The 14,349-nt window shown below is 50.4% G+C and carries 17 protein-coding genes; all 17 read right to left on the reverse strand.

Annotation, left to right across the window (positions count from 1 at the left end; translation table 11 throughout):
- Window positions 1-700 precede the first annotated feature (700 nt).
- The gene (locus RW092_RS03690) at window positions 701-1,498 is read right to left on the reverse strand and encodes a phosphatidate cytidylyltransferase (protein ID WP_127576471.1); all 798 of its coding nucleotides are present in this window, start codon (window positions 1,496-1,498) and stop codon (window positions 701-703) included.
- Between the two features lie 19 nt (window positions 1,499-1,517).
- A complete protein-coding gene (gene uppS / locus RW092_RS03695; protein ID WP_016312413.1) occupies window positions 1,518-2,285 on the reverse strand; it encodes an undecaprenyl pyrophosphate synthase in 768 nt (255 codons plus the stop codon).
- Between the two features lie 71 nt (window positions 2,286-2,356).
- Window positions 2,357-2,911, reverse strand: a complete 555-nt coding sequence (gene frr, locus RW092_RS03700) for a ribosome recycling factor (RefSeq protein ID WP_016312414.1) — start codon at window positions 2,909-2,911, stop codon at window positions 2,357-2,359.
- Window positions 2,911-3,639: a UMP kinase gene (gene pyrH, locus RW092_RS03705; protein ID WP_016312415.1), complete on the reverse strand. Its 729-nt coding sequence runs from the start codon at window positions 3,637-3,639 to the stop codon at window positions 2,911-2,913. Before pyrH ends, frr begins: the two co-directional genes overlap by 1 nt.
- Before the next feature lie 94 nt (window positions 3,640-3,733).
- The gene (tsf, locus tag RW092_RS03710) at window positions 3,734-4,384 is read right to left on the reverse strand and encodes a translation elongation factor Ts (RefSeq protein ID WP_016312416.1); all 651 of its coding nucleotides are present in this window, start codon (window positions 4,382-4,384) and stop codon (window positions 3,734-3,736) included.
- A 199-nt stretch (window positions 4,385-4,583) separates the two neighbouring features.
- Complete coding sequence (gene rpsB, locus RW092_RS03715) at window positions 4,584-5,282, reverse strand: 30S ribosomal protein S2 (RefSeq protein WP_016312417.1); 699 nt, start codon at window positions 5,280-5,282, stop codon at window positions 4,584-4,586.
- A 219-nt stretch (window positions 5,283-5,501) separates the two neighbouring features.
- On the reverse strand, window positions 5,502-6,119 hold the full coding sequence (locus tag RW092_RS03720; RefSeq protein WP_316009574.1) for a hypothetical protein: 618 nt from the start codon (window positions 6,117-6,119) through the stop codon (window positions 5,502-5,504).
- Window positions 6,116-6,733, reverse strand: a complete 618-nt coding sequence (locus tag RW092_RS03725; RefSeq protein WP_316009575.1) for a hypothetical protein — start codon at window positions 6,731-6,733, stop codon at window positions 6,116-6,118. Before RW092_RS03725 ends, RW092_RS03720 begins: the two co-directional genes overlap by 4 nt.
- 35 nt (window positions 6,734-6,768) lie before the next feature.
- Window positions 6,769-7,092 carry a hypothetical protein gene (locus RW092_RS03730; protein ID WP_316009576.1) on the reverse strand — a complete coding sequence of 108 codons (324 nt, stop codon included), beginning with the start codon at window positions 7,090-7,092 and terminating at the stop codon, window positions 6,769-6,771.
- 65 nt (window positions 7,093-7,157) lie between these two features.
- On the reverse strand, window positions 7,158-8,567 hold the full coding sequence (locus RW092_RS03735) for a flagellar assembly protein A (protein WP_316009577.1): 1,410 nt from the start codon (window positions 8,565-8,567) through the stop codon (window positions 7,158-7,160).
- Window positions 8,568-8,610: 43 nt separating this feature from the next.
- Entirely contained in the window at window positions 8,611-9,399 is a 789-nt protein-coding gene (locus RW092_RS03740; RefSeq protein ID WP_316009578.1) for a FliA/WhiG family RNA polymerase sigma factor, read from the reverse strand.
- 15 nt (window positions 9,400-9,414) lie between these two features.
- Window positions 9,415-9,837, reverse strand: coding sequence for a hypothetical protein (locus tag RW092_RS03745; RefSeq protein ID WP_316009579.1), 423 nt, complete (start codon window positions 9,835-9,837; stop codon window positions 9,415-9,417).
- A 2-nt stretch (window positions 9,838-9,839) separates the two neighbouring features.
- Window positions 9,840-10,337 (reverse strand): chemotaxis protein CheD, encoded by a 498-nt coding sequence (locus RW092_RS03750; protein WP_028539378.1) that lies wholly within the window; start codon window positions 10,335-10,337, stop codon window positions 9,840-9,842.
- Complete coding sequence (locus tag RW092_RS03755; RefSeq protein ID WP_016312425.1) at window positions 10,327-10,956, reverse strand: chemotaxis protein CheC; 630 nt, start codon at window positions 10,954-10,956, stop codon at window positions 10,327-10,329. Before RW092_RS03755 ends, RW092_RS03750 begins: the two co-directional genes overlap by 11 nt.
- Before the next feature lie 4 nt (window positions 10,957-10,960).
- Window positions 10,961-11,422: a chemotaxis protein CheW gene (locus RW092_RS03760; RefSeq protein WP_016312426.1), complete on the reverse strand. Its 462-nt coding sequence runs from the start codon at window positions 11,420-11,422 to the stop codon at window positions 10,961-10,963.
- 33 nt (window positions 11,423-11,455) lie between these two features.
- Window positions 11,456-13,540, reverse strand: a complete 2,085-nt coding sequence (locus RW092_RS03765; protein ID WP_028539379.1) for a chemotaxis protein CheA — start codon at window positions 13,538-13,540, stop codon at window positions 11,456-11,458.
- A 72-nt stretch (window positions 13,541-13,612) separates the two neighbouring features.
- Window positions 13,613-14,349 (reverse strand): CheB methylesterase domain-containing protein (locus RW092_RS03770; RefSeq protein ID WP_316009580.1); only part of this gene is annotated, 737 nt, incomplete at its 5' end.

Consider the following 14,349-nt stretch of genomic DNA (forward strand, 5'->3'; position numbering starts at 1 on the left):
GCAGCGTGCCGACCGTCGCTCGCATTTTTGCTCTCGCGCCACGTGCTCAGGCAGATTTAAAACCGAGGGCTTGACAAAAACGTTCATAGCAACGGACTCCAGGGGCTTTATTTGCGATCTAATGCATCTGACTTAGTGTCTTTTACCCAAATAAGGTCACTGAGGTCCATTAGCTTTTCAAACCCTTTTTTGTTACTCCAATAAGGTCTCTGGTGTCCGTAAGCCCGGCTATTCAGCACCAAGTAGCGAAAGGCCTGGATGAAATCGAAATTTAACGCCGAACCCACGTCCATGAATCCGCTCCGTGATGGGAAGCCGATTTTAAATCCATCCGTTTAATCAAAGATTTAAAGTCGGGTTTTCAGCACCGAGAAGGTTGAATGAAGCTAGGGACTGAGTAGCGCAGCGTACATGGGATGTACGTGAGCAACGGAAGGCCCGGCTGAGTTCAAGATTCGACGCCGCTTCCACTTCCCTGACTTCGCTTCGTGATGGAAAGCCGATTTTTAATCCATCCGTTTAATCAATGATTTAAAGTCGGGTTTTCAGCACCGAGAAGGTTGAATGAAGCTAGGGACTGAGTAGCGCAGCGTACATGGGATGTACGTGAGCAACGGAAGGCCCGGCTGAGTTCAAGATTCGACGCCGCTTCCACTTCCCTGACTTCGCTTCGTGATGGAAAGCCGATTTTAAATCCACCTTAAGGAAGAAGGGTTAGGATATGTATGAACGGGAATACCGTAACCCAACTATCGCACCGGTCCAAAATTCCGCCGTGCCCCGGCAACAAATTGCCGGAATCCTTGATGCCATATACACGCTTGTAAGCCGATTGGATCAAGTCGCCAAATTGGCCGACAACTGCCGCAGATATCCCGAGCAGGACGGCTCGTCCAATCGTAAGCAACCCGCCGGAAGCGAGCGCAAAGATCACCGCAACGATGACCGCCAGCAAAACGCCGCCCAGCGCCCCTTCAACGGTTTTATTCGGACTGATCGCAGGCCAGAGCTTATTCTTCCCAAACCGCCGTCCAGCAAAATAAGCCCCTGCATCACTGCTCCAGATCGACGCGAGCATCAGAAACGTCCAGAATAAGCCGTGACCGTCGGGTGTATTGCGTGTTTCTGCAATCGCCGCAAATCCGATGCCGACGTAAACCATCCCAAGATAGAGCAGGGCGATTTGACCGATTGGGATCTCGTTCTTACTGATCACGGTTACCGCAAGGAAGAACAGCATAAATAACCACAGCACCGCCATATCGCTCAGCGGTCGGTCGATCTCAAGCAGCCGCCACGGAAACGTAAGATAAACCACGCCTAAATAACCCAGGATGGCCGTGCCCTGGAATGCTGGGATGCGCGTCATACGTACGAATTCGTAATATCCGATGAGCGCCATAAGCATAATGAGTACATGATAGAGAGTTCCGCCAAGCCAGCACATTCCGAGGAAAAAGCCGCCGGCAATGATCCCCGTTATCAAACGCTGTTTCACCAGTCTACACCTTCCATCGCTAGGTTAATCCGCCGTACCGCCGCGTGCGGCGTTGATACTCCGCCACTGCTTGAACCAAATGCTCCTTGCTGAAATCCGGCCACAGGATATCCGTGAACCAAAGCTCACTATACGCCGTTTGCCATAACATAAAGTTACTTAACCGCAGCTCTCCGCTCGTACGAATCAGCAAATCCGGATCAGGCAACCCGGCGGATAACAGCCGGGATTCAATCGTCTCTGGCGTAATGTCCTCCACCGACAGTTCCCCGGATTGCACAGCCTTCGCAATCCCCTTGACGCTTTCCGTAATCTCGCGACGGCTGCCGTAATTTAAAGCAAAATTCAAGATCAAGCCGGTATTGTGCTTCGTCCGCTCAATCGCTTCCTCCATTGCCGCAATCGTATGCGCGGGCAGCTCATCCGTATGTCCCATCATGCGAACCTGGACGTTCTTTTCAACCAATTCATCCAGCTCGATCGCCAGAAACTCCTGCGGAAGCGACATCAAATAGTCCACTTCATCCTTCGGCCGTTTCCAATTTTCCGTTGAGAAAGCATACAACGTCAAAATGGAAATGCCAAGTTCGTCAGCAGCGATCGTTGCCCGCTTTACCGCTTTCATCCCCGATCGATGGCCGACGATTCGCGGCATACCAAGCCTGCGCGCCCATCTTCCGTTCCCGTCCATAATAATCGCAACATGTTTCGGGATATTGTCCGGGGACAGGCTGACGGATGCCCCAGGATTTTTCTTTTTCCGCCAAGGTTGAAATAACTTGATCATTCCTTTTCCTCCAGCCGATGATGAAAAAGAGACAAAACCCCACCGTAATAGGAGGGGCAGCTTTTTGTCTCTTAGACTTCCATGATCTCTTTTTCTTTCGCAGCGAGGACCTTATCCACTTCCGCGATAAATTTATCTGTCGTTTTCTGAATGTCTTCTTGATGCCGACGCGATTCATCCTCAGAAATGTCGGTTTTCTCTAGCTTCTTGATGTCGTCGTTCGCATCGCGGCGAATGTTGCGGATCGCCACTTTCGCTTCCTCACCGAATTTCTTCGTCATCTTCACAAGTTCGACCCGACGCTCTTCCGTCAAGGCAGGAATCGTCAAGCGAATAGACGAACCATCGTTTGCAGGCGTTAATCCGAGATCGGATTTTTGAATCGCCCGCTCAATTTCCGATAGCGACGATTTGTCCCAAGGCTGGATCAGCAACGTCCGGGAATCCGGCGTGTTGATATTGGCCAACTGGTTGATTGGCGTCGGCGAACCGTAATAATCAACCTGAATGCGATCAAGCAGCGAAGGCGTAGCTCTACCGGCGCGCAGCGTCGAAAGATCTCTTCTCAGCGCCTGAATCGCTTTCTCCATGCGTTCTTCGGCATGTTTCTTAATCGTTTGCGGCATTAATCTACACTCCCTTTGACGATCGTCCCGATTTTTTCACCGAGAACGACGCGTTTAATGTTCCCTTGTTCGGTAATCGCAAAAACAATCAACGGAATATCATTGTCCATGCACAGCGAGGACGCCGTAGAATCCATGACACCAAGGTTCTTGTTCAGCACATCCAAATACGTGAGAGATTCGTACTTCACCGCGTTTGGATCTACAAACGGATCTGCGGAGTAAACGCCATCCACCTTATTCTTTGCCATCAGGATGACTTCTGCCTCAATTTCAGCTGCGCGCAGCGCTGCAGTAGTATCCGTGGAAAAGAACGGATTACCCGTACCCGCCGCGAAAATCACAACCCGCCCCTTCTCCAAGTGACGAATCGCCCGGCGCCGGATATAAGGCTCGGCAATTTGCTGCATCGCAATCGAGGTTTGCACCCGAGTTGGCACATCGATTTGCTCAAGTGCGTCCTGCAGGGCCAGGGAATTCATTACGGTCGCGAGCATTCCCATGTAATCCGCCGTTGCGCGATCGATCCCTTTGGCACTCCCGGCAATCCCGCGCCAAATGTTGCCGCCGCCGCATACGATGGCAACCTGTACGCCTAACTCGACGACTTCCTTCACCTGTTGGGCAATGGATGCGATCGTATCAGCGTCGATCCCGTAACCGTTTTGACCGGCTAATGACTCCCCGCTAACCTTTAAGACAACACGTTTAAACACTGGCTGTTCCAAATGTATACCTCCACATTGAACTCTTTCGCGGGTTAAAAAAGAAGGAACACGGCGTGTTCCAACTTTCCTTCACATGTATGTGAGATCGTTTTGCTTACTTGTTCACTTGGGACATAACTTCTTCTACGAAGTTGTCCACTTTCTTTTCCAGACCTTCGCCCAGTTCGTAGCGAACAAAACGACGGATGGAGATGTTTTCACCGATCGTGCTGATTTTTTCTTTCAGCAATTGCTCAATCGTTTTGTCTGGGTCTTTAACGAAAGCTTGTTCCATCAAGCAGAACTCTTCGTAGTATTTGCCGATGCGGCCTTCAACCATTTTTTCAACGATTTTTTCAGGTTTGCCTTCGTTCAGCGCTTGAGCTTTCAGAATTTCCTTCTCTTTCTCGATTTCCTCTTGTGGAACTTCTTCACGACGAACGTAGCGAGGGCTCATCGCAGCGATATGCATTGCAACGTCGCGTGCAAATTCTTTGAACTGTTCGTTCTTCGCAACGAAGTCTGTTTCTGTGTTGATCTCAACCAGAACACCGATACGGCCGCCTGCATGGATATAAGATTCAACAACGCCTTCTGTCGCGATCCGGCCAGCTTTATTCGCTGCAGCAGCCAGACCTTTTTCACGCAAGAGTTCAACAGCTTTCGTCATATCGCCGTTAGCTTCTTCCAACGCCTTTTTGCAGTCCAGCATTCCCGCGCCGGTTTTTTCACGTAGTTCTTTGACCGATTTTGCATCAACAGCCATGTTTAATTCCCTCCATATCGATATATCGGGGATATCCCCTGTAACTGTGTAGGCATAAAACCATCTGCAGATGGAATAAGATCGTACTGCAGAAGCTTCTATCCCGTCCATTTCCTTTAAAAAAAGGGTAGTGAGAGGTTTGACACCTACCAACCACCCTTTTCATTTAATTTATCGATTTAGCGTATGGCCAAAGCCATTAAGCCGTCGTTTGTTCGCCTTGATGAGCTTCGATCACGGCATCCGCCATTTTACCCGTCAACAGTTTTACGGCGCGGATCGCGTCGTCGTTACCCGGAATGACGTAGTCGATTTCGTCTGGATCGCAGTTCGTGTCAACGATACCTACAATTGGGATACCCAATTTACGAGCTTCGGCAACTGCGATACGTTCTTTGCGAGGATCAATTACGAACAGAGCGCTTGGCAAGCTCTTCATGTTCTTGATCCCGCCCAGGAATTTCTCAAGACGTTCTTTCTCTTTGCGAAGAATGATAACTTCTTTCTTCGGCAGAACCGTGAAAGTACCGTCTTCTTCCCAAGTTTCAAGTTGTTTCAAACGTTCGATCCGTTTTTGGATCGTTTGGAAGTTCGTCAGCGTACCGCCCAACCAACGTTGGTTAATGTAGAATTGACCAGCGCGTTCAGCTTCTTCTTTAACAGAATCTTGAGCTTGTTTCTTCGTGCCTACGAACAGAATGGTGCCATTCTCTTCAGCAATGCTTTTTACGAAGTTATAAGCTTCTTCCACTTTCTTGACCGTTTTTTGCAGGTCAATGATGTAAATTCCGTTTCTTTCGGTGAAGATATAACGATCCATTTTCGGGTTCCAGCGACGAGTCTGGTGACCGAAGTGAACCCCTGCTTCAAGCAGTTGTTTCATGGAGATTACTGCCATCTTCACGCACCTCCTAGTTTGGTTTTTTTGATGCTTCCTCCGCAGGTTTCATTTCCCGCTAAGACTCCCTCAATCGCGAGCACCCTTAGCGAAATCATCCTGCGTGCGTTATAACACCGTCAATTAATATACCATAACTAAAATAGGGATGCAACCAAAGTTTGACGTAAAATGACAGCAACATAAAAAGGCGCCTCAGGCGCCTTTTTATACATCTATTTATTTGCTTCCGGAAGCCTTTATGGAGATTTTTGAAATAATCGAATCATAACTTTCGCCAACTTGAAAAGTATAGGTGCCTGCGCGAACCTTGCGGTTGATTTTCTTATTGATTGCAGTTTTCAGAAACGCATCTTGATCCTCAATTACCCCGGCTTGCTCCAGGCCTTGAGCTACGCCTTCCAGCGTTGTCCCAGCCACAATCTTGTATTCCACTGTCGCTGGTTGTGGCGGGTTTGGAGCAGCGGGCTCGTTCGTTCCTCCGGCATTGGGATCAGAAGATGCCGATCCTTCCCCTGCTTCTGAAGCGTCAGGAGCTTTCGGAGACGCAGGTGCATCTGGCTGATTAGGATCCGCCGGTGTTGCATCATCGTTATCACCCTCATTTCCAGCCGAATCCGATGATTGCCCGGAACGCTCCAACCATTCCTCTTCCGTTAACAATTCCTGATCCGCCTCCACGACCTTCAAACCGGCCAGCACGGCAGCGCGTTCGATTTCCTCCTTCGATTGGAGATCATTTTTGCTGCCTTGTCCAATCAGCATAAGCTGCAGCAGTAAAGCCCCGGCGATGAGTCCGCACCCCAAACCAAGCATAAACTGGCGGTTTTTCATCATCGGGACTCCTCCTTCTTGGCCAGTTGCAGGATCAGCTGAACCTCCCCACGTTGTAAGCCCGTCGCTTTGGCGATCATATCGATCGACTTCCCTTTGTCATACAACTCGAACAGTTCGGGATAACGATCCCGAACCAGATCTTGTTGCGGCAGCTCCGGTTCATCCGGTTCCGGAGCTGGTTCTGCAGGCAAATGATCGGACTCCGCAGCAACCGCAGCCTCAAGTTGAGGTTGGATAACTAGCGGGGCATCCACAGCCCCTGAGGATGCAGCATGAATCGGATTCTCCTTCAAGTTTTGCTCCACAAGTTCAAGGCGTGCTTCCGTTTGCTTGGCGTAAGCTTCTGCATCCCCCAAACGTTGACGCAACTCGGCAATCTGCTCCTGCTGAGCTAACTGTTTGGAGGATAAATCCTGCTTCATCTTCGCAACCATATCAATTAATTCTTGGTTTTCATTTTCGATTTCCGCCATGTACTGCTCCAAAGTGGCCTCCAGCTCACTGGCCATTTCCGCTTTGGGTGCCGCTGCTTGGCGTCCTGGCAACAGCAGGGCATAGACAAGCGCAGCTGCCCCAAGCAACACAATGTAAAACCAAGGCTCTCCAAATGACAATCTAATCCTCACCCTTTGCGTTCATGTGGTCTCCTTTATAAAGACAAGTCGATATGCTTGCCCTTATAAGGATGTTCCGCCTTATGATGTCCTTGTCCTTGCTCTTCCGGCTTGTCCTGGGAGCTGCCGTGTTCCTGCTCCGATGTGAAAGAACCTTTCCCTTCGCGCTTTACCGTCGTATTATGAGCACTCTCATCAACGTTAGCGCTGCGCCGGCGCTCAATCTCGCTATCCTTTAACCCTTGAAGCGATAACAGACTTTGGTCATGAAGAGGCCGTTGCTGCTGATCATGTTGTACACGCCCCGCCTCGCTTGTCCGAGGGACTGCGATTTGCATTTCCACGGGTTTCATATTCATGGGATCACCTCATGATTCAACGAAGGGAATGGGTAAATCGAAAAAGCTTCCTTGGCATACCAGGTCTAGATGAGAGGAGACATAGAAATATCCCCTTCGCTAAAATAGAAAGTCATTCGCGAAATGGGCTCCTTAATGTACTTGGTATATCGTCCAATGACGATTTTGGAACCGCCGTATATCATTTTAAGGACATCAACCCGGGCTTTCCCCGTATCCTCCAGTGCCTTCTCGATCGCCAGAATGCGTTCCTTCATCAGGTTCAGTTCCTGGGTGTTCGATTTCTTGGTCATATTCAGCTTCGAACGCATCTCGAGCTTGTCCTGCGGCAATTTACCCATGGAAGCCAGCTGATCAAGCAGCGTAAGCGCCTTCTCCGTCTTGTCCAAGTTGGCCATCTGATCCTTGATCTGCTGACGCAGCTCCATGAGCTCGTTACGCAGTTCCGGCAAAGCGCCTACTTCGATCGAAGTCGTTGTCGACATCGGGTTGCCAATAATCCGCGCGACCACTTTCTCGCCGGCTTGGATATTTCCCCCGATGATCAAACCTTTGGCACCGCTACAAATGACGTCCCGACCGGCGCGAATGTTGGAGTGCATAATACTCTGCGATACGATAACATCTTCTCCTGCCTGGACGTTGCCGTCTTGGATAAACGAGCTTTTTACATTATGTCCCGCCTTTATTAGTCCTTTGTTATAACCGATGATGCCTCCGGAAATTTCAATAGATCCGTCAGCAATCAACTCGGCTCCTTCTACTCCGCCAACGACGCGAATGTCCCCGGCAGCGCTGATGCGAAAGCCTGACAGCACATTCCCGCGGACAACAACCGTTCCGACAAAATCGATATTTCCAACACCGTAATCGACGTCCCCGTTGATCTCATAGACCGGGAACACATTAAGCTTCCCCTTCTCCGTCCGCGTCACCAGCCCGTCGATGGCGGCATACATTGCGGTCTGTTCCGGGTTTACCACGACGTTCTTGCCGACCTTGAACCGCGCCTCTCTACCTTCGCGGCAAGGAATCGCTTCGCCCGTTACCGCCGTTCCGTTGCGTCCCGGAACCGGAGGCACCAGTTCTGCGATGAGTTGCCCTTTACGGACGTTATTAAGCCGCGTGATATCCTTTAAATCAACTTTACCGTCTTCCGTTTCAACAGGTCGATGTTGATTCTCCTCGTCGATGGGGACGGCATAGCGGATAAACCCGTTTTCCCCATGAATCGGTTCTTGTCCCATCGCGATCGGCGTTTTACTGAAAAAGTACTCCTTAGGATTCGCTGCAAATCGCTTGACGATATCCTCCTGAATTCCATACTTGATGCCTTCGCTTTGCAGGAAGTGAAGCAGTGTATCAGATGTACAGGAAAATTCATCTTCTTTCTTCATAAATTGCAGATAAGCTACCGTCTTATCATCGTTCAGTGTCACGCTTAAGATCTGCTTTAAATCATCCAATAGCTCCACGAAGCCGTCCCCCTCATCCATTTACTCGTTATAAGATCCTCCGTCAGTCTTCAGCCAGTAACAGATCACGCTGCTTCTCTAAGCTGCCCCGAAGGCGCAAAATCGCCTTAGAATGTAATTGCGAAATTCGCGAGGGTGACAAAGACATGACCTCGGCGATTTCGCTCAAGGATAAATCCTCATAATAGAGTAGGGAGACTACTGTACGTTCCTTCTCGGTCAACTTCTCAATCCCTTTCGCAAGGGATTCACGAAGATAGAACTCCCTAACCTTATAATCCGGGTTTTTTGCCTTTTCGTCAACGAGTAAAGTAAGACGAGTCTCCGATTCTTCTTCGCGGATAGGATCCTCCAGCGAGCATAGGGTCATCACGGCAACTTCCTGAAGCATACTTTGAAATTCCTTCTCGCTTACATTGAGATAGGAACTCATCTCAGCGTCAGTGACGGAGCGGAGATATTGCTGCTCTAAATGTTGATAACCTTCTTCGATTTTCTTGGCTTTCTCTCTCACGGATCGGGGAACCCAGTCCCCTTGCCGCAGGCCGTCCAAAATCGCCCCCCGTACCCGCCAAGATGCGTAGGTTTCGAACTGAGGTCCCCGTTTGTAGTCAAACTTTTCGACCGCATCGATCAATCCCATAACACCGTTGCTGGCGAGATCGTCCTTGGATACGTTTTTGGGCAAACCGACAGCGAGACGTCCTGAAACGTAGTCGACAATGGGCAGATATTTCTCGATAAGTTGTTTCTTGGCCTCTAAATCACCGTGCTCTTTCCAACTTTCCCAAAGGTCGGCATGATTTAGAGTGGATGTCTTCCGCTCGTTCAATTGCCTTCACCCTCCTTATTGTTCTGTCAGGTGACGAACGACCTTAACCAGCTCTTCAGGATCTTTGCCGTCAGGTGTCTTCACTAATTTTGGCGGATTTAGCGGCGCAAATTGCTTCTCCACATACGAAGCAGTCGGAGTTGGCTTTAACAGATCATTGAGCTGCTCGCTTTCGTCCGGCGTCAGCAAGTCGAGATTCGTGCCCTTGCCCTCCTCAGATGCGTGGTCAACCTCCGGAGCAGGAGCATAATCCCCTGGCATTTCCTTCAGGAACCCCAACATCCAGTTGGCCGCAAACGCCAACAGAAACCAAACGGCAAACGAAATAAGCCCTCGTACAAAGCTGGTCATGAACAAATTGTTTCCTGCCGAAACGGCATACGTAATTAGAAAACCGATAAAGCCCGACAACAAGTAATATCTCAATTTTCCTGGCATGGCTACAATTCCTTTATCCCCATTTGTACACTTCGCACATATAAGATCCCTGTCATGCTGTCCAGTTCGATCGTTCGGCCGTAATTGCCGCCCGTATCCTCTGCAAGCAATGGAATGCCGAGCTCAGACAGCTGCTCTTTACAGGACTCCACATTACGTGGACCAATCCGCATGGTGTCATTGCTGCCGGCAAAGGTAAACATTTGCGATCCTCCAGCCATCTTGGCTACCAGTCGGCTTGGCCCTGCACCAAGATCCAGCAGTTTCCGGTAGAGTGCCGGAATGGCTGTATCTGCATATTTAGCGATATTTAACGCCCCTTCCCGGGCGATGTCCGAGGAAGGCAACATCACATGCGCAAGACCGGCAATTTTAAGCTGCGGGTCGTATAAGGTTAATCCTACACAGGAGCCTAGGCCGGTTGTACGTATCAATCCCTGCTGAGTAATGACATTCAACTCGGCCATGCCTACCTTGACGACGTACTGCTCATCGATCATGATCAATTGGTACTCCAAGCGCTGCAAAAATTTTGGCGAATGAATCCGGATCCGGAATGAGGAAGAACTGACCTTCCACCTCATCTTGACCTTCAATAAATTTCGTGTCGATCAGCAGGGCGGAATCCCCCATTTCACCAAATTGCAGGAGTCCGTAACTCAAGATCGCACCCGCCATATCTAGAGCTAAAGCAGGTACAGTAGGCGACATTTGCAAGGAGGTGAAATCGGCGAGCGAGGATAAATACGAGCCGGCTAAAATATTACCGATTTCCGATAACGCCGACCATTCCATCTCAGAGAAGGTTTCACCATTATCCACCGTGATGCCGGCCAAGCGAGTCAGCAGCTTCTTCGCCGCTTCCGGGCTTAGGATGAAAAACAAATTGCCCGGCGCATCGCCTTCTACTCGGAAGAATACAGCCAGCACCAAGTTTTCCGCGCCGCCAACACGATCCGCAATCGCTTCAAACGGGAGCATTTGGACCATCGGAACGGCCATATCGATCGGCTTGTCCAGCAGCTTGGACAAAGCCGTAGCGGCATTTCCCGCCCCGATATTGCCGACCTCCTTCAAAATATCGATTTTGAAGTCTTCGAACCCTCTGAACAAATCCACGGTATTAGCCCTCTAAGCTTTCTAATTGAATAATTTCCTTCCGGCTGAGCACTTCCGACAAATTCAACATCACCAACAGCCGATCCTCGGAAATCCGAGCTACCCCATGCAGATATTTCGCTTTGATACCGCCAACAACATCCGGCGGCGAGTCGATCAAGTCGGTATTCAGGTCGATCACATCATTAGCAGAGTCAACGATGAAACCAACCTCCATTTCATTAGCCGAGACAATAATGATCCGGGTTTGATCCGTGTATTCCGTCTCCGGCAATCCAAAGCGGCCGCGCAAATCGATCACCGGAATGACGACGCCGCGCAGATTAATCACGCCTTTAACAAATGAATAGGTCTTCGGAACGCGCGTGATCGGCATCATGCGTTCGATCGTTTGGACTTTGTCCACGTCGATCCCGTATTCTTCATGCCCCAACTTAAATACGATAACTTTTAATTCCTCTCCCATGTGGAAACCCTCCCTTAGAGTGTATAACTGACCTTATTTAATGAAGGCGTTTGGATCGATGATGAGCGCTACCTGACCATCCCCCAAGATCGTTGCACCGGCAACCCCTTGAATCGAAGGCAGATATTTGCCCAGGTTCTTAATGACAATTTCGCTTTGGCCAATGAAATCTTCAATCGCTAGGGCAGCTAGCCGATCGCCTTTGCGGATCACGACGATTTCCGTTTCCTCTTCATCGCTCTCAGAGAAGCCCGGAATGTCAAACAGCTTCGCAAGCGACATGTAAGGAATATGGGTATCGCGATAAGCTACCATCGTATAACCGTGGACTTCTCGAATCTGGTCGCGCCGGATTAAGCCGGTTTCGACGATGGAGGATAACGGAATCGCATATTTTTCTTCCCCAACCTTAATGAGCATCGCCGAAATAATCGACAAAGTCAGTGGAAGCTGTACGGAAAATTTCGTGCCGACACCCAGCTTCGATTCCACCGAAACGACGCCGCTTAAGGATTCGATTTTGGATTTGACGACGTCAAGTCCAACCCCGCGTCCAGAAATATCGGAGATGACCTCGGCTGTACTAAAGCCCGGAGCGAACAAGAGCATGTACACCTGCTCGTCCGTCATCGAGGCAGCTTCGCTCTCCTTGACGATGCCGTTCTTAAGCGCTCTTTGCAGAACCTTATTACGGTCAATGCCGTGTCCGTCATCTTCGATTTCAATAAAGACATGGTTGCCGCTGTGGAAAGCCCGCAGCTGAATTGTCCCGGTTTCCGGTTTGCCTGCAGCAATCCGTTCAGCCGTAGATTCTACCCCATGGTCGACGGCATTCCGAAGCAAATGCACGAGTGGATCTCCAATTTCGTCGATGACCGTGCGATCCAGTTCGGTTTCGGCCCCTACGATGTTCAGATCGATTTTCTTGTCGAGCGATTTCGCCAGGTCGCGAACCATCCGCGGGAAGCGGTTGAACACGGTATCGACCGGAACCATCCGCAGCTTCAACACGATGTTCTGCAAGTCGCTGCCGACACGGCTCATATGCTCAACGGTTTCCGTTAAGTCGCTTCGTTTGACTTCGGTAGCCAGCTGCTCCAAGCGAGCACGGTCAATCAACAATTCGCTGAGCAGATTCATGAGCACGTCCAGCCGGTCGATATCTACCCGAATTGTACGGGCAGGAGCGGAGGCACCTCCAGCTGGGCGAGCATTTGCTTTTGCTTCAGGTGCTGCAGCTGGTTTAGCTGGAGCGGATTGGGCTTTGGTCTGAGCTGGAGCAGGAGCTGGCGCTGCAGCTTCGGCTGCCGCAGCTGCCTCCTTCGAACCGGCATTCAGTTGTGCCAAAGTTTCATGATCCAGCGCTGCAACTTGTGCCGTATCGATTTCCGACAGATTCATAATCATGCTTTGAATCTCGGCAGAATCTTTTTGAGTTATGTAATAAAGGGAAAAGCTTCGATCAAATTTCTCTTGCTCAATATCCTGTACAGATGGCGAAGACTTCACGATTTCCCCGAATCGTTCCAGGAGATCAAAGACGAGGTAGGCGCGTGCTGCTTTCAATTGACAATCCTCTCGGATCGCCACTTCAATGTACAACACTTTATGTCCTTCCGTGATGGACTGCTCCAAGACGGAAAATTGATATTGATCCAGTTGGATGGCCGATGCACTGTTCGCCGCGGATCCACCTGCTGCCGGCTTGCTTGCCGCCGCACTTCCGCCTTCCGCAAAATCCCCGCGTACGATGGATTGCAGCGCGTCAACGATTTCACTGACGTCCGCTTTCCCTTCGCCGCCTTGGGTAATGTCCTGCACCATCATTTGCAGCGCATCCAAGCTCTTAAACAGAGTGTCGAAGATAAACTCCTGCATTTTCAGCTTCTCGTTCCGGACGAGGTCCAGCACGTTCTCCATCTGGTGCGTGAGCGAGGACAAATCCTCGAACCCCATCGTCGCTGCCATCCCCTTCAGCGTATGCGCCGATCGGAAGATGACTTGAACGATGCTGATATCCTCAGGGTTGTTTTCCAGCTCCAACATTTTTTCGTTTAATGATTGCAAATGATCGTTCGACTCATCGATAAACATGGATAAATACTGATTCATGTCCATGGTGAGGCACCTCCTCCAAGAGATTCCGTTAATAACTCATTTTCGTGGTGAGCTAAAAAAGGGTTAGGATCTTTACAAGCTGGCTTTTTTAGCTACTTCTTGTACAAGCTTAGGGCCAATCTCGTATAGCGGTAATACATGGCTGACGCATTTCAGTTCGATTGCCGAGCGCGGCATACCGAATACGACGCACGTCTCTTCGCTCTCGGCAATAGTGGAAGTCACACCAGCGTCATAAAGCCGCTTCATGACTTTCGCCCCGTCGCTGCCCATCCCCGTTAGCAGTACAACATGACGTTTCAGTGCTTGCAGCGGGAGCAGCGATTCATACAAGACGTCCACCGAAGGTCGATGTCCGTTACATGGCTTGTCGGTCGTCAAATGGACGCGATAACCGCCTGTCGGACTTGGTACGACGTTCATATGGAAACCTCCCGGAGCAATGTATGCCGTCCCACTTTGCAGCTCCTGGCCTTGCTCTGCCTCAACGACGTTGAGTTCGCATAAGCTGTTCAACCGCTGAGCGAGCGACTTGGTAAAGTTTGGCGGCATGTGTTGCACGATGACGATTGGCGCCGGAAAGTCCCCGGGGATTTTCTCCAAGACGGCTTTAAGCGCCTTGGGGCCCCCGGTTGAAGTACCGATCGCAACGAGATCGGTGAACTCCCCTGCAGGGCGTACGGAACGGGGACGCCCTCTGCTGGCATCGCCGCTCGTCTTCTCCCGAGCGGCGGCCACTTCCGCCGCCGGCTCATGCCTTGGCGGCGATGCGGGCTTGGCCGGCGGGGCGGCATGTGCTGTTCCAACCC

The sequence above is a fragment of the Paenibacillus sp. 3LSP genome, from assembly GCF_032465655.1.
Classification (GTDB): Bacteria; Bacillota; Bacilli; order Paenibacillales; family Paenibacillaceae; genus Fontibacillus; species Fontibacillus barengoltzii.

Bases quoted from the DNA above. Each gene is read 5' to 3' on its own strand.
- RW092_RS03765 (WP_028539379.1), bottom strand. From the start codon at position 13,540: ATGGACATGAATCAGTATTTATCCATGTTTATCGATGAGTCGAACGAT.
- frr (WP_016312414.1), bottom strand. From the start codon at position 2,911: ATGCCGCAAACGATTAAGAAACATGCCGAAGAACGCATGGAGAAAGCG.
- RW092_RS03730 (WP_316009576.1), bottom strand. From the start codon at position 7,092: ATGAATATGAAACCCGTGGAAATGCAAATCGCAGTCCCTCGGACAAGC.
- RW092_RS03745 (WP_316009579.1), bottom strand. From the start codon at position 9,837: ATGCCAGGAAAATTGAGATATTACTTGTTGTCGGGCTTTATCGGTTTT.
- uppS (WP_016312413.1), bottom strand. From the start codon at position 2,285: ATGATCAAGTTATTTCAACCTTGGCGGAAAAAGAAAAATCCTGGGGCA.
- RW092_RS03760 (WP_016312426.1), bottom strand. From the start codon at position 11,422: ATGGGAGAGGAATTAAAAGTTATCGTATTTAAGTTGGGGCATGAAGAA.
- RW092_RS03750 (WP_028539378.1), bottom strand. From the start codon at position 10,337: ATGATCGATGAGCAGTACGTCGTCAAGGTAGGCATGGCCGAGTTGAAT.
- RW092_RS03720 (WP_316009574.1), bottom strand. From the start codon at position 6,119: ATGATGAAAAACCGCCAGTTTATGCTTGGTTTGGGGTGCGGACTCATC.
- tsf (WP_016312416.1), bottom strand. From the start codon at position 4,384: ATGGCTGTTGATGCAAAATCGGTCAAAGAACTACGTGAAAAAACCGGC.
- rpsB (WP_016312417.1), bottom strand. From the start codon at position 5,282: ATGGCAGTAATCTCCATGAAACAACTGCTTGAAGCAGGGGTTCACTTC.